This window comes from Neobacillus sp. BF23-41 (assembly GCF_041106275.1).
On sequence record NZ_JBGBPR010000015.1, the window covers coordinates 104,206 to 122,556 of the forward strand.

Here is an 18,351-nt window from a genome sequence, read left to right on the forward strand (position 1 = left end):
CTTCAACATTCTCCTTTGCAAAGAATATTCTTTAATGAAGCAATTATGCGAGTGATTGCATTTTTGGGCGAAGTCTCTCCTTCGCTCTTTTCATTCTGGTTTTTACTGTCGACATTGGCAGATTACTTTTCTTCGCGATTTCAATGAGTGAGAAATTTTGATAGTAATAAAGATATATAGGATAACGATAAATTTCCGGTAATAGGTTTACCTTTTCAGCCATCTGTTCAGCAGAAAATTTATGTAAGACTTCCTCTTCTGGAATGACGCTTGGTTCGAATGAGGCTGAATAGGAATAAACTCCTTCCTTCCAAAATTGCTTAGATTTATTTTCCCTCCGCCAATAATCACGGCATTTATTGATTGCAATCGTAAAAAACCATCCTTTGTATTTAGATTGCTCTTTAATTGAAGGATATGCTAAATAAGCTGAGAGTAATACCTCTTGATAGATGTCCTCTGCAAGTTCTTTATGCTTCACTAAAGACAAAATATATTTATAAATGGATCTTCCATGTTCCATTACCACTTCTTCAAATGATGGGACAATTCCAGCAAGCATGTTCTCCATCCTTTCCATCTTTAAAATGATCTACATTCTATTAGACGGAATTGACAGCATTCCCCCCTACAGTTGTACAGAAAATTTCTCAGGAGTTTATCGCTCAGTAGTATTTTGAATGAAGCCTTTCATAAAAATACTGACGCCAATTTTCTTGCAGATCGTTAGATAATGCATGAGGGCTAGCAAAACAGCGCCTGTATTCATCCCAATAATAACGCCATTCATTCTCCATTCAGGCATCGCTGCAAGCAATAGAATGATTGAAAAAGAGATGATCGTCGACCAAATGATATGAATGAAGGTCTCTTTAAGTAGATTAAGTCCAAACAAAAAGGCCTGCATCGGCATGATAAAAAAGTGAAATAAGAAAAATGGCCAAAGCAATTGTAAAAATAGGGCAGGTGTTTCTGATTTAAAAAATAGCGACGTTAACTCTGGTGCAAAGAAGTAGAAAATAGCTACGGATGCGACCCCATATACAAAGGTTAGCTTCATCACCTGTTGAAGCATTTTTTGGAGCCTTTGGTAATCACCCTCTGCGTGTGTCTTTGACACAGCTGGGATTAGAACTACCATTAACGAGTGAGCAATAAAACCCGGAAAAAAGCCTATCGAAATGGCCACCCCCATCAGCATTCCAAATTGCTCTGTCGCTAATGTATCGCTCAAGCCAGAACGAACCAACGCTGCCTTAATGATAAAGGGCTGTATTGCACCAGTAAAAGCAGAAAACAAGCGAAGACCTGTTGTTGGAATCGAAACTGCCATTAGATTTTTCTGAACTACCTTGCGTTTCATATTAGAAAATGGTTGTCGCTTCAATTGCTGAAATTGGATAATAAACATGTATATTAAATAAAGGAACACAACTATCTCGCTTCCTATAAACGTACCAATCGCGATTAACACTGACTCAGCTGTGTCGAAAGCAAAGAACCGGAAAAGGAGGAACAGTCCTGAAAGTTGAATCGTTTTCCTTAAAAAATTTGAGACTGCTATTTTCCCCATTTGCTGCTTGCCCATAAAATATCCCCTCGCGACGGAGGTGAAGGAAATGATTGGTATTAAGATCAAAACAAGCCATCTTACGTATGGATGATATTTGTCAAACACAGGAATAAACGGAATGATTACAGTAGCTGCTAAAAAAAGGACAGCCGAGAACACAATCGTAATCGTAATCGCATGATGAAGGATATTTCGGTGATAACGGTCTTCCCTTTCAGCAATAAATTTTGAAATCGATACAGGCAACTCAAAGCTGGATAGTAACACAATTAAGAAGATCGATGGCAAAATGGACATATACAGACCTAGTCCGTGTGGTCCTAACTCACGAGCAAGAATCATATTTACTAAAACTTCAATACCTTCCCCCAAAAAAGCAGCTACAGCTAAAAAGAAGATCCCCTTATAATAAATAGCCAATTTTTTCTCCTCCATACTCATCTCACTTTTATAAACTTATGAGACAAGTTCTTTGATTATTAGAGAAAAATTTTTAGGAGAACGAAAAAAAGGGCTCGCAGCCCTTTAAACGTTCACCATTACTGTTTTTTTTCTGATCATCCATGTTAATAAAACAATAACCATGACTAATAATAACTGTGTAATCGTCGTTTCCCAGGTTGGATATAATCCGATCCAATCAATAAACGGAAACTGATGTACAGTGCTAGTCGGCAGCACATTCGAAATTTATTTAATTAATGAATGCTTAAATGCATAAATGACCGCTTGCGTTCTATCTTGGACGTTCAACTTGCTCAAAATATTACTGACATGGGTTTTGACGGTTTTGAGGGCAATAAATAACTCATCAGCAATGTCTTGATTGGTTTTGCCTTCTGCCATTAATAATAATATTTCGATTTCACGGGTAGTAAGGTCTTCGTGCGGCAAATGTGTATTTTTTTGACGCATCTTCACCATCATTTTTCCGGTTACTTCCGGTTCAAGGACCGATTGTCCATGATATGTAGCACGGACTGCATTCGCAATTTCACCCGCTTTAGAGGTCTTCAGCATGTAGCTGGTTGCCCCTGCTTCAAGTGCAGGATAAACTTTTTCATCGTCCAAAAAGCTTGTCACGATAATGACCTTTGCTTCCGGCCACTGTTCAATGATTTGCTTTGTCGCTTCAATGCCGTCCATTTCCTTCATCACTAAATCCATTAGAATGATATCAGGGCGAAGTTCGAGGGCAAGCTCCACACCTTTTTTTCCATCGTCAGCTTCTCCAACTACCTCAATGTCTGGCTGCGCTGATAAATAAGAAGAAACTCCGATTCTAACCATTTCATGATCATCAACAAATACGACTCTAATCATTGGCACCATCTCCATTAATCATCACCGGAACCTTCACTTCCAGCCTTGTTCCTTGATTTTTTACACTAACTACTTTTAACGTGCCGCCTACTTCTACTGCACGCTCATGCATATTTTGCATTCCATAGGAACCTGCTTTCATCTCGTTTACATTAAAACCTATTCCGTCATCAATAATCCTTAAGATGACAAGATCATCCCGTTTCACCATCAGAACTTCGAGTTTATTGGCTTTCGAATGTCTTAACGTATTTGAGATCGACTCTTGGAGGATACGGAAAAGATGATCCTCTACTCCTTTATCTAACGGAAAAACCTCTGTCTTCCATTTAATATCCATCTCAACCTTTTGTGATAATTCGATTAATAGCTCTTCAATTCCTTCTTGAAGTGTTTTATTTTTTAAGGCAACGGGCCGTAAATGTAAAAGCAGGGCACGCATTTCCAACTGTGATTGGTGAATCATTTCTTCGACTAATTTCAATTGTTTTGCTTCGCGGTCATTTTCTACTGGTGATTGCTGTTTAGTTTCGTTGATTGCTGACATCATCATCGAAGCAGCAAATAATTGCTGACTGACAGAATCATGCAGTTCACGGGCCAATCGGTTTCGTTCCTGTTCAATAATTTCTTGGATTCTTCCTTCAAGGTCTTCCACTTTTTCAGTGGCTAATCGCTGCGAAAGCTTCGCTTGTTCAGACATTTGTTTGCCGATTTTCTCAATTCGGTTTGCAATGAGCTGCATTTCTGAGATAGCAGGTTTCTCCTTAACTACTTCTATTTGTTTTCCTTCCTCTAATAGATGCAAGGAGTGTTCAATGGATAGAAACTGCCTCCTCCAAAACACCCCAGAGACTGCACCTAAGAGAATCCCAACGGCAATGCTAAAGGCAGGGATAAAGATTACAAACGGAACATTCATGAAATGTTTACTCCACAATTCCGCCCAACTGCTTAGTGGGAAAACGAAAATAAAAATGGCACTGACAATAATCGCAAGAAAAAAGGAAAAGCCAACACTCCAGAAAATTTTACGCTGGGTTGTGCTCATATCCTGCTCACCTCTAAATTTCCAACCATGAGCGAGGTGAAAATTTTCACTTTGTGCTCAGCTGTCTCATATCCTGGTGTTTTTAGGTGTAATACTCGATTGAAAAGTTTAGAGTCATGGTGCTCGAAAACAGTCGTTGAACCCATGATGCATGAATGCTGGACACTAACATCAATATCATAAGGAACAAGGATTTGTATATTCCCTATCAGATTGCGAATAAAGATAACCGTTTCCCCTTTAGGCAGCATCGTAAAGCTCAGATCAATGATGGTATCACCGATCCCTGCCTGAATATTTACATCATTCCATTCGTAGGCACCCGGGGGTGTCTTTTGCTGACCAAGGACGATATTTTCAAACAGAGGTTCTGACTTTATCATTGTTTCTTCATCGGAGGTTGGTTCGATTTTCGTGATTTCAGGTGAGATTTTCTTAGGTTTCTTTTTGGCATTTAAAAATTGAATAAAAAAGTGCAGTAATATCGCGACTAGTAAAAACTTAAACGTCATCATATTTAAGAGACTAAGGACTAAGAAAATAATCCCGCCGATAAAAAGTATTTTCCCCTTCTTTTTCCCCGCTCGTTTGCGGCCGAGGTAAATCATGCCTCCAGAGATAAAAAGAGAGAAAATTAGCCCACTGTTAAAAAATAGTATTTCCATGACTAAAATGATCGCACCGATAATGACCAGCCAGCCTATATAATCATTTTTAGTATTTTTAAACATGGTCCACCCTCCCTTATAACCATCTGGATAACTCTTTTATAGTTTGTATTACTATTGTTTATGGCCAAAAGGCGCAGAAATCCTACGCCTTTCGTGTCTAGCTCCAGCGCCTAGGGGCGCTTCCGCTTTTTTATTTAGCATACCATGTTTTGGATTTAAATGGACTTGCTTTCTTCTAATTTCATTTCCTTTTCTAGTTGTGCAACTCGAGCATCGATCGTATTGCGATAGTATGAGCTATTCACTTGATGCTCTAAACGGTCAAGATAATTTTCAATATCTTTAAACTTCGAGTAGGATTTATCTGAATAGGTATTAGAATCAAGCACCTGGTTGATTTGGAGGTTCGCTCGTGTTACATTTTCACGGCCCATTAATTCCATCCGTTTTAGGTGCATATCTTTTAGCTTGTGCTTCATTTCTTCATACTTTCTTTCTAATTCTACTAGTTGACTCTTTACTTGTTCAAGTGATGCACTCAAGCGGCTTGCACGGTCTGCATATTGCTGATGCTCTGCAGAGGCAAACTGATAAAGTTCTGATTCTCCTGCTTTAGAAGCAATTTCAGCTTGGTACTTTCTTTTTTCAGCTAACTGGGACGCTTGCTGATATTCTCTTGTAAATTCATCTTTAAGTGTGTATTGACGTTCTAATAGCTTTCTAACTTTCTCTGTTTCTTGCTCACACTGGCGTAGGTATTGATTTAATAAAGCAATTGGATTTTGTTTATCTTTTTGATCAAGTGCCTGGTGTAAATCTGCTGTAATCGTGTTTTTAATTCTTGTAAATAAGTTTGTCATGTTTATTCTCTCCTTTATTTCTTAATTATTTTTCAATTCATTCCACTGTTTTTCAAAATTAACAAATGGGTCATTTTCTTCCTTCACGGTTGTGTGCTTTTTCTCATTCCATTTTTTATAAACAAGGTATAACACATAAGCTGCTGCAATCCCTATAATTGCTGGAGCGTTATGAATGGATGCGATGAGGACAATGAATCCAATGATCCCAAGCCCAATTTTTCCTCCTGTCGATTCAGCTTTTAAGAACTGTTTGAATATGAAGTATAGGAGTACTAAGCTGACGAGTAACCCCACCATTGGACCAATTGTGGAAAGCAAGATTATCGCTGCAATTCCACCTGCTAACAGTAAACCAAATTTTTTCATTTTGTTTTGCTCCTTTCTTTATCTTGATTTCATCTTACCTCTTTTCATTGTTTATCATAATTGCGCTTGAGCTTGATTTTCATATCGGTCCTAAGACGTAGAAAGGGCCAGTCCCTAAGCGAAATGCTTAAGAAACTGACCCTCTTGTCTTACTTAGAAATAAACATCTGTACCCAATAGTGTCTTTGTGAGCCACCCTGTGCGTAGCCAACCCCAATATAGGTAGATCTCGTGCTTAAAATATTTGCCCTGTGACCGGAGCTATTCATCCAAGCTTGAACGACTGAAGCCGGTGTCGTTTGCCCTGCTGCAATGTTTTCAGCAGCTGAACGGTAGGAGATCCCAAAGCTTTTCATCATAGCAAACGGACTGCCATACGTTGGACTGGTATGACTGAAATAGTTTTTATCTCTCATGTCATTGGCTTTATAACGAGCGACCCTTGAGAGCTCCCAATCAGGTGTTAATGCCTTCAAACCATTTTTTGCACGCTCCTGATTGGTTAACTGGATTACCTGGCTTTCTGTACTTTTTACAGCATCGAAACTTGGGATAGTAACCTTTTGACCTGGATAAATTAGATTTGGATTCGAAAATTGTCGGTTTGCCGCAATAATTTCGGAAATTCCAACTTGATACCTAACTGCGATTTTCCAAAGTGTGTCCCCCGGCTGAACGGTGTGAATTTGCTGGGCAAAAGACACACTTGGAATACAGAATAGTGATAATAAAAACAGAAAACTAAACCAAAAAGATTTTTTCATTTTTTCGCCTCCTCCGAATATATAATTTTGATTTCAGGCTCAAAATATACAGGGAAATGAAAAATAAAATGAAGCTGTCCATTAGGGAGAGACCAAGTGGATTTTGGAGGATGGAAGACGTGGAAGATATCTCATGGATGACCTATATCATGTTAATTCTAGCGAGCTACCGTTTAACTCATTTAATTGTCTTTGATAAAATAACTGAATTTATCCGTAGACCTTTTGTTAAGAAAGTAAAAGTAGAAACGGACGATGGAGTGGAAACCAAGGAAGTTCCAACATCTATGTTTGGTTATTTATTGAAATGTTATTGGTGTGCTGGTGTTTGGAGCGCTTTTTTACTTGGTGGAGCATATTTGCTCTTTCCGCGTATTACCTATGTGGTTATTTTAATTTTCTCGATTGCCGGCGGCCAGTCGATTATCGAAACCTTTGTCGGCGTTAATATCAAAAAAGTTGACTACTATGCCGCACTTAAGAAAAAAGACTAATATAAAATAGTATATTTCCATCAGTGATTCATAGGAAAAATCCTCCCCCCTTATGCATATATCTTTAGAAAAGCTTAAGAAATTAATGCTTAAGCTAGACAAAGGGGGAATACAATGTCTGCAATTTGGTGGGTCACAACGATTGGTTTTGTCTTTTTTCTCGGCTGCATTGGAGGAACATTTTTCCATTTCGTCAGAAGCGCCTTAAATACTGAAGACTCTACCCGTATTGATCCATTAAAAATTGATAAAGAGGAATGATTCTTTCTAATTCAGTCAAAGCCAAGTTTAAGGTTTGTCATATGCTTCGGCATCTTGCTCAGTTAATTCAGATTCTGTAGACCACGGATTCGTCATTATTAAACATCTTAATATATATCGGGAAGAACCATGCATAAAGCAAGGTTCTTTTTTTGCGATTAAGGAAATATTTCCATACCTACATTAATTTTATCACTTTTGGAAAAATTAAATTTGATGTCATTTTTTTAGGCTGGAGGAGTATATATGAGTTCATCTGAAAAAATCCCAAAATTCCCAAAAACGTATTGGCGTGAAATAGAATTACCTGCTTTTGAATCATTAGAACAAGATCTTTCTGTGGATGTTGCGATTGTTGGTGCAGGGATATCTGGAATTAGCGCTGCCTATTTACTGTCAAAGGAAGGCTTAAAGGTGGCTCTCTTAGAAGCAGGCAGTGTCTTGAATGGGACTACTGGCCACACAACTGCAAAATTAACGGCACAGCATAGCCTAATTTATGATGAATTAATAAATCATTTTGGAATAGAAAAAGCACGGCTTTATTATGAATCACATATGAACGCCATTCGATTTGTCGAAAGCTGCGTGGAGGAAAAGGGAATTGATTGTGATTTCAGTAAGCAAGACGCCTATGTTTATGCAACGACAGATGAGTATGTCGACAAGCTTAAAACGGAATGGGAAGCGTATAAAAGTCTAGAAATCGATGGAGCTTTAAAGGATACGATCCCCTTTAATATTCCTGCAAAAGGCGCTCTCATGATGCGCAATCAAGCGCAATATCATCCCCTTAAATTTCTAAAAGCACTTCTAGATGAAGCGGTTAAGGCGGGCTGTTCTGTTTATGAGAATACAGTCGCTTCAGACATAGAGGACGATGATACGGAACCAAAGGTTGTTACTAAATCTGGGCATAGAGTTTCATGCAAGCATGTGATTATTGCCTCCCATTTCCCTTTTTATGATAAACCAGGGCTTTATTTTGCGAGAATGTATGCGAGCAGGTCTTACGCAATCGGGATAAAAACAGCTAAGGATTACCCTGGTGGCATGTATATCAGCGCCGATAACCCACCTCGATCGATTCGTTATACACCGCTGAATGGGGAAAAGGAAAAGTTATTGATCATCGGTGGTGAAAATCATAAAACGGGGCAAGGAATGGATACCCTGAAGCATTATGAAGCACTCGAAACGTTTGCTGAAGAGGTTTTTGGGATTAAGGAGTACGATTATCGCTGGTCCGCTCAGGATATGGTTACACTAGACAAACTTCCATATATCGGGCATTATACTGAAGGCCGTGAGAATGTTTTAGTGGCCACGGGTTATAAAAAATGGGGCATGACAACAGGGATTCTCGCAGGTCACTTGTTGACCGATTATGTTATGGAAAGGGACAACCCATATATGGAGCTCTATACACCGTCCAGATTCCAAGCTGATCCCGACTTAAAGAGTGTCATCACAACCAATGCAGATGTGGCAAAACATCTAATTAAAGGCAAACTTGAGTATACGGATAAGTCCACAGATGATTTACAGGTGGGTGAAGGCTCCGTTGTCATGTATAACGGAAAAAGGGCCGGCGGCTATAAGGATGAAAACGGTAAACTTTATGTTGTCGACACCACCTGCACCCATCTTGGCTGTGAGTGTGAATGGAATCATGCTGAAAAATCTTGGGATTGCCCGTGCCATGGTTCACGTTATGCCTATTCAGGCGATGTTATTGAGGGTCCTGCTAAAAAAGCTCTTAAATTACTTGCAGAAGAGTGATTTTCGTCGTGTTTAACAAGATATCTACAAATGTGATGATCTCCCATAGAAAAAGCGCCTCCCTTATTAAAAAGGAGGCGCACTTTGTTATTTACTATTTGGACGGTTATGTTTTAGTGCTTCTCCAGTTGTAAATTCAACCAGTTCTTCACTATCTCTCATTGGTTTTTTGCGATTATTATTACGCTGAGCATTTGCATTACCAAGCTTCTGTCTTCCCACACTACCATCTCCTTTTTCGAGAAATACATTGATAGTATGAGTGAAAATAATTAGTCTTATTCTTTTTCAAGGACTGGAGCTTTTTCTAAATTTAGTCATTTGCTCATAATACTAGTTCTTTGGATGTAAGTTCGCCATTATCTCCGTAATTTCTGGTCTCTTTGTCCTTCTTCAGAAATCAGGCCTTTGTAAAACACTCTTTTATGAACCGGAACGTTTAACTCACGGCAATACTGTTTCAATTCTCTTTCTTCCCTTTCGGTAACAAGCGAGATTACAATCCCATTTGCACCCATTCTTCCTGTTCTTCCAGCCCTGTGCACATATTGGGATATATCCTTCGGAGAATCGATATTGACCACATGGGTAACCCCTTGGATATCAAGTCCTCTCGCCGCCACATCTGTAGCAATAAGCATGTTCATTTTGCCATCACGGAAAGACTTTAATGCAGCCTGCCTTTCAAGCTTTTTCATGTCGCTATGCAAGATTCCGATCGATAAATCTTTAAAATGTAATTTTTCCTTAAATACTTCAATTTCACCAATATCATTTATAAACGCAAGTGATTTACTATTTTCTAAGCGTGTGATTTTTTCGAGGAGCTTGATCTTATCTCTTGGATCACATGAAAAATAAATATGCTCGACTTCTCCAGACGAAGCAAGTTCATCCTTTTCGATGCGAAGAACTTCCGGGTCCTTCGTCATTTCTTTTGCCAATTTCTCTGTTGCCGGTTTCATTGTAGCAGAAAACAAAACAACTTGGCGGTCACTCATGGTTGATTTTACAATGTTTTGGACAGTATTAAGATGCTCGTGAATAAGTAATTGATCACCCTCATCGAGAACAACCAATTTTACTTCATGCATTTTCACCTTTTTCTGTTTGATCAGTTCAAATAAACGACCAGGTGTTGCAAAAATAACATGCGGGCGTTTCTTTAATTTTTCAAGTTGGCGTTTCATATTGGCTCCGCCAATAATCGAAGTGCCCCTTATTCCGCTGCCTTCCGACCATTTTTGAAATTCTTGATAGACCTGCATTACTAGCTCTTGCGAAGAAGCTAACACAACCGCTTGCAAAGATTGTAGACTTGGGTCCATTTTATCTAACAATGGCAGCAAATAAGCCAGCGTTTTTCCCGTACCTGTCGGTGACTCGGCAATTAAATTCTTGCCTTCAAGAATCATTGGAATAGCGGCTTCTTGAATGGAAGTCGGCTGTTGAAATCCTGACTTTTCCCAGGCTTCCTGCAAGTATGGTTTTAAGGTATTTAACATATTGAACTCCTTTATATAAAAATCATTTTTCTTATTATTTGTCTTTCCATATCGTATTGATACTAACTGAATAACCTTGGAGTGTCTAGTTGAGAAAAGAGGAAAAGTCATGATGCAGTATTAAAATAGAGGACAATCCACACCATATGATATACCAGGACGGAGAGATAAAGAACACAAGTGGAAACCAAAAGAGTCCGAATCCACCCTTTTAGTGGTCGCAAGTAGCACAAACCAAGCAACAAGAGAGGCAGAAAGATTTTTATGATGTAAAAATAGGACCAGCTTTTTTCAATTACTAGCTTCATCATTGGATTTCCCTCTTCAACTATACCTGAAACAATTCCAAAATGGGTTAAAACAGCATCCAACAGTCCGGCAACTAGTAAAAAGAAACAGAGTCTCATTATTTCCACCTCAAATGAATTAGTTCAATTAGTCTCCATTATTTCTAATGATATCTATGCTGATACCTAAAAAGTTCTTCGTTTATTCTTAAAAACGAACAGGAAAGTGATATAAAAGAGCTGCATGAGTCAACAGCCTTAGTTTCTGAAAGTATTATTACAACACATATCCTTGACTCTTTAATGTTAATATTATAACGAATTTTCCGTTCTTAATATAGTTTTTATTTTCAAAAAAAAACTGCCCACAAGGAGCAGCCTTTAATCAAATGTTCGCAAGGTCATTTTATACAGATTACGATTAATTTCCTCCGAATGAATAATATTTTCATTGAAGCTTATTTTTATTTTTCCACTACCGGACATGATCTTTACTTTTTCAATCCCATTGGTTCTTTGCATCTCTCTTTTAATCTTCCCGATACATCCTGAACATGCGACCTCATTCAACGCCAATTCCATGATACTCATTTGAATTAAATCACCTCTTGTTTTCTTTTATTGTAATGCGAATCGTTCTCATTAACATTGACCTATATCAAGAAAAACAGAATTGATGTAAATCACTACAAGGAATGATCAAAACAGATACTATAAAGTTAATAGAAATGTGGAGGAGTGACTTAAGAATGTGTTGTAACCATTGCTGCTCTCAGGAATCATCGTGCATTACATCCGTACCTGTTTTTAAAGGAATGAAGGAAGCGGATCGTCAACAGCTGCAAAAGGTAACGAGAAGCAGAAGCTTTGTGAAAGGAGAATTTATTTTTCGAGAAGGAGAACATTCGGAAACATTATTCGTTGTCAATGAAGGACTGATCAAGTTAACAAAAATGTCCCCAGAAGGGAAAGAACAAATTGTTAGATTGCTGTTCCCTGGGGATTTCTTTGGATTATTTTCATTATTAAAAAATGAAAAACACTATATGAATGCAGAAGCCGTGGGATCTTCAACGGTTATTTGTTATATCGAAAAAAAGGACTTTCTTAAAACAATGGAAAATAACGCGGAGTTGTCCTACCAATTCTTACTAGCTGTAAATGACAGGCTATTTGAAGCAGATGAGTCGGTTGGTCTCCTAAGTTTACTAGAGGTTGAACAACGGCTTGCAAGAGCACTTATTCTCTTTCATGATAAAATGATCGCTAAGAACGGGACCTTTTCCTTGCCAATCACAAAAAAGGATTTAGCTAGTTATATTGGAACAACTCCAGAATCGGTAAGCAGAAGGTTGTTGTCGTTCATGTCGCAAAAGCTGATTAGCATGGACGGACGCCGCCAAATACAGATTCTAGAGTTGCACCGGCTTAAACAGATCGCAGGTATTAGTTAATTTCATCTAACTTTATTGCCATTAGTCTAAAATGCATGGGTTCAATTTCGTTGACAATTACATTCATTCCTATTGATTGCAAACTGCCAATAAGCGGTTCACCACGATGTGGCAAATGAATTTCAAATAAGGTTCCTACAGGTGCAGCTTTCACAAAATTTATTATTTCTCGTCGCGGATGTTCCCCCTTTGCAATGCGCTCGCGGATATCCATGACTGCTTTTTTATCAACTATTCCAAACATAGTTCTCGCTCCCCTTTGTTAAAAGTTTAAGTTTATGCTTCAGTTTATCACCATTCTTCTTTAATGGAATTCCGGTACATACCCTAAACGGGTCCGAATGATATTTTCCACGACAAACGCTTTTTTTGTGTAATACATATAATCACGGCCTGTTTCTTTTTCCACTTCATTATATCCTGTGATTCCTTCTTTACCTGCCCGGTGAAAAAGCTGCATATGATGGTACATATCATTCCGTTCTTTTCGGATCATTTTCAGCAAATACAACAGCTCAAAGGTGGATAATGTCCTGATTTCCGGTGTCGTCTTATCAATCTGAGCAGCCAAAACAAAATCACGAAATCGAACGTCTAATCGTTCGTAATTCTCTTTAACAATCCTGATATCAATATTCATGCAACAAAAATTACAAAAGTAATACTGATGATCCATTCTTTCGATATGACTGCCGCAATATGGACAAGTTTTCATTCAGTTCCTCTCCTTTGATCCTGTTTTTTTGAACTTTTCACCCCAATGAGAAATCCATTGCTCCATTTGATTTACAAACAGGTGTAACAAAAATATGCATTTTTCCTGTTATCCTTTATTCTTTTAATCTCTTAATTTTAAAGGTTTTCAGCCCAGCCTACTTTCAAACCTCTTTTTTTCCTCGAATTATTGATTAAAGGTTTTAGGTTTGCTGCAGCAACCGTCAAGCAGGCCCGGTGCCTGCTTTCATCAAGGAAAAAACGAATGTTTTTTTCCTCCATCCGTGAGCTTCACCGGCTAGAATATAGCCGGATCTTGTTCTCTTAATTAGTAATTTGTATCAAACAATTTCTATCACTTCGGTATGAATAATATTTTCCGTAGTCAGTTCACATTCTTGGATACGATTTAATTCGTAATAATCTTTCCTATTAAAGTCTTTAGAAACCAGTTTTTTTGCTTGTTCTTTGCTTTTAGCCACTACAATTGATACTCTTTGTAAGCCTTTTGCAAAATAAATTACTCGAAAAACCTTCATATTGGTTTCACTCCTTTTATTAGCATACTATGGATTTAGTTCAACCTGTTCGTTTTATCCATTCACCGGCTGAACTGTCAGCCAGTGAAATTTGTGCTTGTGATTTAATGAGTGACTATTTCCTTTTAGTTTTCGTCTATCGAATGTGCCATTGTTTCTCCTAAAATATAATCGGCTGCTTTCTGTGCTTGAGCAGCTGCTTGTAAAACTAAACGGCTTTCTTTTTTCAAAGCTCTTAGCCATGAGTCTATATAACTAGCGCTATTTTCTAAAGTGCTGTTATCAATTCCAGCCATTCCGCACAACATCGCCGCACCCATTTCAGCGACTAATTCCTCTTTCGAATAAATCTCATCTCCGAATGCAACACCTTCAGTCATAATACCTTGGCGCGCTAAACGGCTTTGATGTCCGGTGCTGTGTGCCATTTCGTGAAATAAAGTGCAATAAAATTCCTCCGGAACCTTATAATCTTTGATCGGTGGGCAATTAATTCTATCCCATTTCGGGTAATAGACTGCCTTACCCGATTGAAACGTGTAGTCTGGTGCGTTGATATATCCTTTAAAAATTTCCTCCGCTTTTTCGATGGGGTCATGATCAAAGGTTTCAATCCTTCTTTTAATTTCTAAGCCGGTACACTGTTTATTAATTTCCCAAACTCGATAATAGAAAGGTTTGGCAAACGTCTTTTTCTCCTTTGTTTCTTCGTCCTCCTTCTCTTTCCAAAGCCAATAGACAATGATATGGGAATGTTTTAGATCATCTTTTTTAATTCGTCCACCCGCTTCTAAAATCTGTTTTTTCGAAGCATATTCCCCCGGCTCCACTAGAAATAAATTGATTCCCCGGTATGGTTTTTGTGTTTTCCAGTTGACCGCATTTGAATTGGTCCACGGCCTGCGCCACGGTACAACGCCCTTTTCTAATTTTTCGATGATTTTTTCTGTAATGATTTCATACACGCTTTTTGCCATCTTGTTTTTCCTCCTTTGATTTGCTAATGATTTTAGATTTTTGATGTTTGGTCTAATGATTTTCTTTTCCCTTTTGACTTGCGAAGCGAGTAAGTTCCCCAAAGGGGGATGATTTTTCCCCTTTTGCAAGTAGAACGAAAAACACGCATAGACAATGGGTCAAGGGTGCTCTTCGCACAAAAAGTTTTTTGCTGTTGTGATAACGCCTTTAAGCAAAAAAGTTTTTTGCCCCTTGACCGATTGACTAGCCTTCTTAGCTTCTAGCCGGAAAGGTTCGGGTGTCCTGCCGGCTGGAAGCTTAGAAGGCTTGCGTTGTTTTACGATTCGGAAGGCAAAAGGGAAAAATAAGCAAGAAAAGCAGCCGTTTCGGCTGCTCTCCTTTTGTCATTTATTCTCTTGATCTTTTAATCTTTTGATTTTCCAGTTTTCCGATTTTCGGCTCGTTCGGTATGGCGGTGTGAGCCGTAAATGGAACAGGAACCTACGGAATGTAGGCGTAAGCCGTACAGACCGTGGTTATCGGTCCATTTAATGCCGAAGCGACACGTACGGAATGACAGAAAGTTGTCTTTTCCTTTCTGATCAGTCTGTAGTGCTGCCGCCCAAAGTCTTTCTGTATGCTTTTAACCTTAAATTTTAACGGCATGATTTCTGAAGAAAAATCGCAGCCTTAAGGCTGCATGACTGATAAAAAAACGAAAAGAGGATGTAGACATATCTAAAATTTTCATAACATACCCATCGAATAATAAGAACAAATGTTCCTTAAATAAATAAAAAGGGAGATTTTTTAATGAATAAAGATCATAAAGATCGTGGAATGAAGAAGTGGCATGGTTTTTTCATGCCGGAATCCATCAAAATGTTAAAGGATCTTTGGAAGAATGATCAAAAAACTCCTAGACCACTGCTGGATGAAATGAAAATAGAAGAGATGGAACAGCTATTATCTAATAGCATGTAAACCAAATTACTTTTAGAAATTACTACATGGAAAGACGGATTTTTTACTTCCCGTATTGGATTTGTAATGAAAATTGATTCTTTAAATAAAAGAATTCAAATCCAAGATGAATTTGAATCCATCACTAATCTTGATTTCTTTTCCATAACCAATGTAAAGGTCAAATAAATACTTACCTTAAAAAGTTCAAATCTATAATTATTGTACTTCAATAGGAGGATTTTTTTTACATACATAGAAATAATTAGAGACAAGTCATTAAATCGAGGGGGATTTGAATGGAGTTTTCAGTTCTCAATACTTGGTTGCAATTTTTCTTGTTGATTATGGGTGGATGTCTAATTATATTCATCGCAATGTTATTTATTTCCAACAAACACATAAAGAATAGATTAAAGCAAATGGAAGAAATCGATAAAAATGAAGTTAATATAACGAATTAAACGCTGAATTTTTTCATTGTTTGTGTTAGTTATGAATTTAGCCCTTCCAGCAAAATGTGGAGAATGTATGCTCAAGCTGAGAAGGGCTTTTAAATGGGAGGAATAGAAACAAAGAAGATATCATCTACAATGAGTGGTTTATTATTTCAACACTTTATCATTTCAAATCTTTAAACGGATTTTTAGAGAGTTAAAGGCGTAATAAATGTCGTTCTAAAATTCTTAAATGATAAAACCTATTCCTAATAAAAACAGGATAGTCATTTATACTATCCAGCACATCTTATTTGTCAGAAGTTTTTGTTAAAATTCTTCATCCTTTCCCCCACTTCACACCGTACAGGCGAGTTTCCCAGCATACGGCGTTCCAACTAATCCAATTCATTCAATATTTTTATGTATATGCAAAGATGAAATGTAGAATCAGATTACCTCCCAGAGTAGGTTTTTACTTCAGCCTTCTGGGGCTTTTGCATAATCAATCTTCATGATGGACCATCCAATTTTCCCATTTCCGGATTCCGTTTACTAAATTCTGTGGCATAGCTGCCCATGCTATTTTCCATATGTAAATTGTTAAGACAGCCGAAGCTAGAATTATAGAAAAGGATGGTTTTAATTTTTTTACCTTCTTGGAGGCTGGTAAGTTTGCTCGCTTAAAACCGCCTTTTAACCTTTTAAAAGGCGGTATATTTCATTCATTGCTTGCGTCAATATCTGCTTTCCCAGTACCCTTTCGTATTGTATTGCTCCTTTTATACAAGACACTATGGCAAAAGCTAATGATTCAATTTCTTTGGCTCCCCTATTTTCCAGTGTTACCTTAAGAATATTTTTAAAAATCGTTATTTCTAACTGACTGATTTCCTCTACATTTTGCCTTATTTTTTCAGGAAGGGATTCATAATCAGACTGGAGAGATGATACGGGGCATATCCCACCGTCACATAAAACAATTTGTCTCTCATAAAAATTCTTGATTTTTTCTTCAACAGTCAGGTTAGAATTTGTAATGAACGAGGAAAAGTCCTGCAAATTTTGAAGCACCCGTTCGGTAACGGCAACTCCCAAATCCTCCTTTTTTTCAAAATGATAATGGATGCTTGCTTTCGTCACACCCAATATTTTGGATAAATCATCATAGCTAATGGCTACATAACCTTTTTCACGTATTAATTTAAGTGCCAGATCGATAATTTGTGTTTTTCTATTTTCCATGATTGCATCATAACCTACTAGTAGGTAAGTGTCAAGTGCAGTCCGATTTCATCCTCTCCTCTTCTTGTGTCAGTATAGCATTACAATCATTTTCGCTTTATTTCTCAAAAATACAAAAATAGTCGTAGATATTTAACAAATTGTGTAGGTTTTTGCGGATGCCTAATGTCTTAAAAATTATAAGAAAAAACACTCAGATGAGTGTTTTCAAAGGCCATTATACTATTTTCAGGAAAAAATCCGGTCAATTTCTTGAATTTCTTCATTCGTTAAATGTACTTCCAGTGTTTTCAGATTTTGCAAGACTTGTTCTGTCCTTTTTGCTCCCGGAATGATGACGTCAATGGCTTCACGGGTTAAATACCAGGCAAGAACGACATGGGCAACTTCAGTCCCTTTTTCACCGGCAATTTTACGAACTTCCTCGATTTTTTCCAGGTTCTCCTCATAAACGCCGAGACACCGATCGCTCTGATTTTTCCCTCTTCCTTTTCCCTACGTCGAATTGGACGTCCATAAGGATCCGAGTGTCCTATAACCAAGCACAATGAGTTCAACTGAACCGGAAGTTGCTGAGATCAATCGAGACTAGCAGCAGATCCTTAACTGGCTCCAGATTGGGTCCACGAAGATATGCGCGGCGTTTTGTCGGGAAACGAAGCCCTTCGATCTCAATGAAGTCGTAGACATATTGCGCCGCTGGAAAGCCACCTGAAACATCGACATGGTAGTCGTGCCTGCGTAGTAGTAAATCATCGCCAAAGTAGAAGTCTTGCTCCTTGCTATGACTGGCGACGTGTTCGGGAAAGCGCACACGCAAACCGTGCCAGAGCTCGTTGCCCTCTTGCAATGGGGGGATTTCGCTGACCTCGAATCCTGGCATGACCATGAAAAAAGGCGTTGTCAGGTATGTCCACATTGCGTACCCGTTGAAATATGCTCGATGAAGCGGGTCCCACGGTGTGTTCATCGTATGGTTAGCAAACAAGGTCCTAGGATCGTATTTCTCGCGGACGGTTTCCCCAGAGAGGGTCTCAATCGCGATACGATCGGGCGTAAAGGCAGTACGCCAATCCGGTTGACCAAAGGAAGTAACAGATGC

23 protein-coding genes and 2 pseudogenes are annotated in these 18,351 nt (G+C 38.3%); 5 read left to right on the forward strand and 20 right to left on the reverse strand.

Annotation, left to right across the window (positions count from 1 at the left end; translation table 11 throughout):
• Positions 1-43: 43 nt before the first annotated feature.
• The 8 genes from AB7942_RS20890 to safA all read right to left on the reverse strand — a co-directional run bounded on the left by AB7942_RS20890 (position 44) and on the right by safA (position 6,611).
• Complete coding sequence (locus AB7942_RS20890; RefSeq protein ID WP_369448365.1) at positions 44-571, reverse strand: RNA polymerase sigma factor; 528 nt, start codon at positions 569-571, stop codon at positions 44-46.
• Between the two features lie 87 nt (positions 572-658).
• The gene (locus AB7942_RS20895; RefSeq protein ID WP_335399478.1) at positions 659-1,993 is read right to left on the reverse strand and encodes a polysaccharide biosynthesis protein; all 1,335 of its coding nucleotides are present in this window, start codon (positions 1,991-1,993) and stop codon (positions 659-661) included.
• A gap of 270 nt (positions 1,994-2,263) precedes the next feature.
• A complete protein-coding gene (locus tag AB7942_RS20900; protein ID WP_098930058.1) occupies positions 2,264-2,896 on the reverse strand; it encodes a response regulator transcription factor in 633 nt (210 codons plus the stop codon).
• Positions 2,889-3,947, reverse strand: coding sequence for a sensor histidine kinase (locus AB7942_RS20905; protein ID WP_088085789.1), 1,059 nt, complete (start codon positions 3,945-3,947; stop codon positions 2,889-2,891). Before AB7942_RS20905 ends, AB7942_RS20900 begins: the two co-directional genes overlap by 8 nt.
• Complete coding sequence (gene liaF, locus AB7942_RS20910; RefSeq protein ID WP_088085788.1) at positions 3,944-4,678, reverse strand: cell wall-active antibiotics response protein LiaF; 735 nt, start codon at positions 4,676-4,678, stop codon at positions 3,944-3,946. Before liaF ends, AB7942_RS20905 begins: the two co-directional genes overlap by 4 nt.
• A gap of 155 nt (positions 4,679-4,833) precedes the next feature.
• Positions 4,834-5,478, reverse strand: a complete 645-nt coding sequence (locus tag AB7942_RS20915) for a PspA/IM30 family protein (protein WP_369448366.1) — start codon at positions 5,476-5,478, stop codon at positions 4,834-4,836.
• A gap of 21 nt (positions 5,479-5,499) precedes the next feature.
• Positions 5,500-5,847: a lmo0954 family membrane protein gene (locus AB7942_RS20920; RefSeq protein ID WP_088085786.1), complete on the reverse strand. Its 348-nt coding sequence runs from the start codon at positions 5,845-5,847 to the stop codon at positions 5,500-5,502.
• Between the two features lie 149 nt (positions 5,848-5,996).
• A complete protein-coding gene (safA, locus tag AB7942_RS20925; RefSeq protein ID WP_369448367.1) occupies positions 5,997-6,611 on the reverse strand; it encodes a SafA/ExsA family spore coat assembly protein in 615 nt (204 codons plus the stop codon).
• A gap of 110 nt (positions 6,612-6,721) precedes the next feature.
• Here safA and AB7942_RS20930 point away from each other — a divergent pair, with 110 nt between their 5' ends.
• From AB7942_RS20930 to AB7942_RS20940, 3 genes are all read left to right on the forward strand, one after another.
• The gene (locus tag AB7942_RS20930; RefSeq protein WP_098930067.1) at positions 6,722-7,105 is read left to right on the forward strand and encodes a DUF1360 domain-containing protein; all 384 of its coding nucleotides are present in this window, start codon (positions 6,722-6,724) and stop codon (positions 7,103-7,105) included.
• A 114-nt stretch (positions 7,106-7,219) separates the two neighbouring features.
• Positions 7,220-7,366 carry a hypothetical protein gene (locus AB7942_RS20935; RefSeq protein ID WP_168242201.1) on the forward strand — a complete coding sequence of 49 codons (147 nt, stop codon included), beginning with the start codon at positions 7,220-7,222 and terminating at the stop codon, positions 7,364-7,366.
• 246 nt (positions 7,367-7,612) lie between these two features.
• Positions 7,613-9,148: an FAD-dependent oxidoreductase gene (locus AB7942_RS20940; protein ID WP_369448368.1), complete on the forward strand. Its 1,536-nt coding sequence runs from the start codon at positions 7,613-7,615 to the stop codon at positions 9,146-9,148.
• Between the two features lie 87 nt (positions 9,149-9,235).
• On the opposite strand, the gene AB7942_RS20945 is transcribed toward AB7942_RS20940, so the two are convergent.
• The 4 genes from AB7942_RS20945 to AB7942_RS20960 form a co-directional block, all read right to left on the reverse strand.
• Positions 9,236-9,370 (reverse strand): hypothetical protein, encoded by a 135-nt coding sequence (locus AB7942_RS20945; RefSeq protein WP_256942271.1) that lies wholly within the window; start codon positions 9,368-9,370, stop codon positions 9,236-9,238.
• Between the two features lie 137 nt (positions 9,371-9,507).
• Entirely contained in the window at positions 9,508-10,653 is a 1,146-nt protein-coding gene (locus tag AB7942_RS20950) for a DEAD/DEAH box helicase (RefSeq protein WP_168242199.1), read from the reverse strand.
• 107 nt (positions 10,654-10,760) lie between these two features.
• Positions 10,761-11,060: a DUF5658 family protein gene (locus AB7942_RS20955; RefSeq protein ID WP_369448369.1), complete on the reverse strand. Its 300-nt coding sequence runs from the start codon at positions 11,058-11,060 to the stop codon at positions 10,761-10,763.
• A 261-nt stretch (positions 11,061-11,321) separates the two neighbouring features.
• Positions 11,322-11,531 (reverse strand): heavy-metal-associated domain-containing protein, encoded by a 210-nt coding sequence (locus tag AB7942_RS20960; RefSeq protein ID WP_088085779.1) that lies wholly within the window; start codon positions 11,529-11,531, stop codon positions 11,322-11,324.
• Positions 11,532-11,689: 158 nt separating this feature from the next.
• On the opposite strand from AB7942_RS20960, the gene AB7942_RS20965 reads away from it, so the two are divergent.
• Positions 11,690-12,394 (forward strand): Crp/Fnr family transcriptional regulator, encoded by a 705-nt coding sequence (locus tag AB7942_RS20965; protein WP_369448370.1) that lies wholly within the window; start codon positions 11,690-11,692, stop codon positions 12,392-12,394.
• Here AB7942_RS20965 and AB7942_RS20970 read toward each other — a convergent pair.
• From AB7942_RS20970 to AB7942_RS20990, 5 genes are all read right to left on the reverse strand, one after another.
• Positions 12,387-12,638, reverse strand: a complete 252-nt coding sequence (locus tag AB7942_RS20970) for an amino acid decarboxylase (protein WP_369448371.1) — start codon at positions 12,636-12,638, stop codon at positions 12,387-12,389. The genes AB7942_RS20965 and AB7942_RS20970 overlap by 8 nt on opposite strands.
• A gap of 60 nt (positions 12,639-12,698) precedes the next feature.
• The gene (locus AB7942_RS20975; RefSeq protein WP_369448372.1) at positions 12,699-13,109 is read right to left on the reverse strand and encodes a hypothetical protein; all 411 of its coding nucleotides are present in this window, start codon (positions 13,107-13,109) and stop codon (positions 12,699-12,701) included.
• 137 nt (positions 13,110-13,246) lie between these two features.
• Complete coding sequence (locus AB7942_RS20980) at positions 13,247-13,390, reverse strand: hypothetical protein (RefSeq protein WP_369448373.1); 144 nt, start codon at positions 13,388-13,390, stop codon at positions 13,247-13,249.
• Between the two features lie 59 nt (positions 13,391-13,449).
• Positions 13,450-13,647 (reverse strand): hypothetical protein, encoded by a 198-nt coding sequence (locus tag AB7942_RS20985; protein WP_369448374.1) that lies wholly within the window; start codon positions 13,645-13,647, stop codon positions 13,450-13,452.
• A 125-nt stretch (positions 13,648-13,772) separates the two neighbouring features.
• Complete coding sequence (locus AB7942_RS20990) at positions 13,773-14,624, reverse strand: ArdC family protein (protein ID WP_369448375.1); 852 nt, start codon at positions 14,622-14,624, stop codon at positions 13,773-13,775.
• A gap of 844 nt (positions 14,625-15,468) precedes the next feature.
• Here AB7942_RS20990 and AB7942_RS20995 point away from each other — a divergent pair.
• Positions 15,469-15,756 (forward strand): annotated as a pseudogene (locus AB7942_RS20995) (YolD-like family protein).
• A gap of 944 nt (positions 15,757-16,700) precedes the next feature.
• Here AB7942_RS20995 and AB7942_RS21000 read toward each other — a convergent pair.
• The 3 genes and pseudogenes from AB7942_RS21000 to AB7942_RS21010 all read right to left on the reverse strand — a co-directional run.
• Positions 16,701-17,249, reverse strand: coding sequence for a TetR/AcrR family transcriptional regulator (locus tag AB7942_RS21000; RefSeq protein WP_168244567.1), 549 nt, complete (start codon positions 17,247-17,249; stop codon positions 16,701-16,703).
• 228 nt (positions 17,250-17,477) lie between these two features.
• Positions 17,478-17,711, reverse strand: a pseudogene (locus AB7942_RS21005) (aldo/keto reductase); the annotation flags it as partial.
• Positions 17,712-17,802: 91 nt separating this feature from the next.
• Positions 17,803-18,351, reverse strand: a 549-nt coding sequence (locus AB7942_RS21010) for a hypothetical protein (RefSeq protein ID WP_369448376.1), incomplete at its 5' end; no start/stop codon positions are given.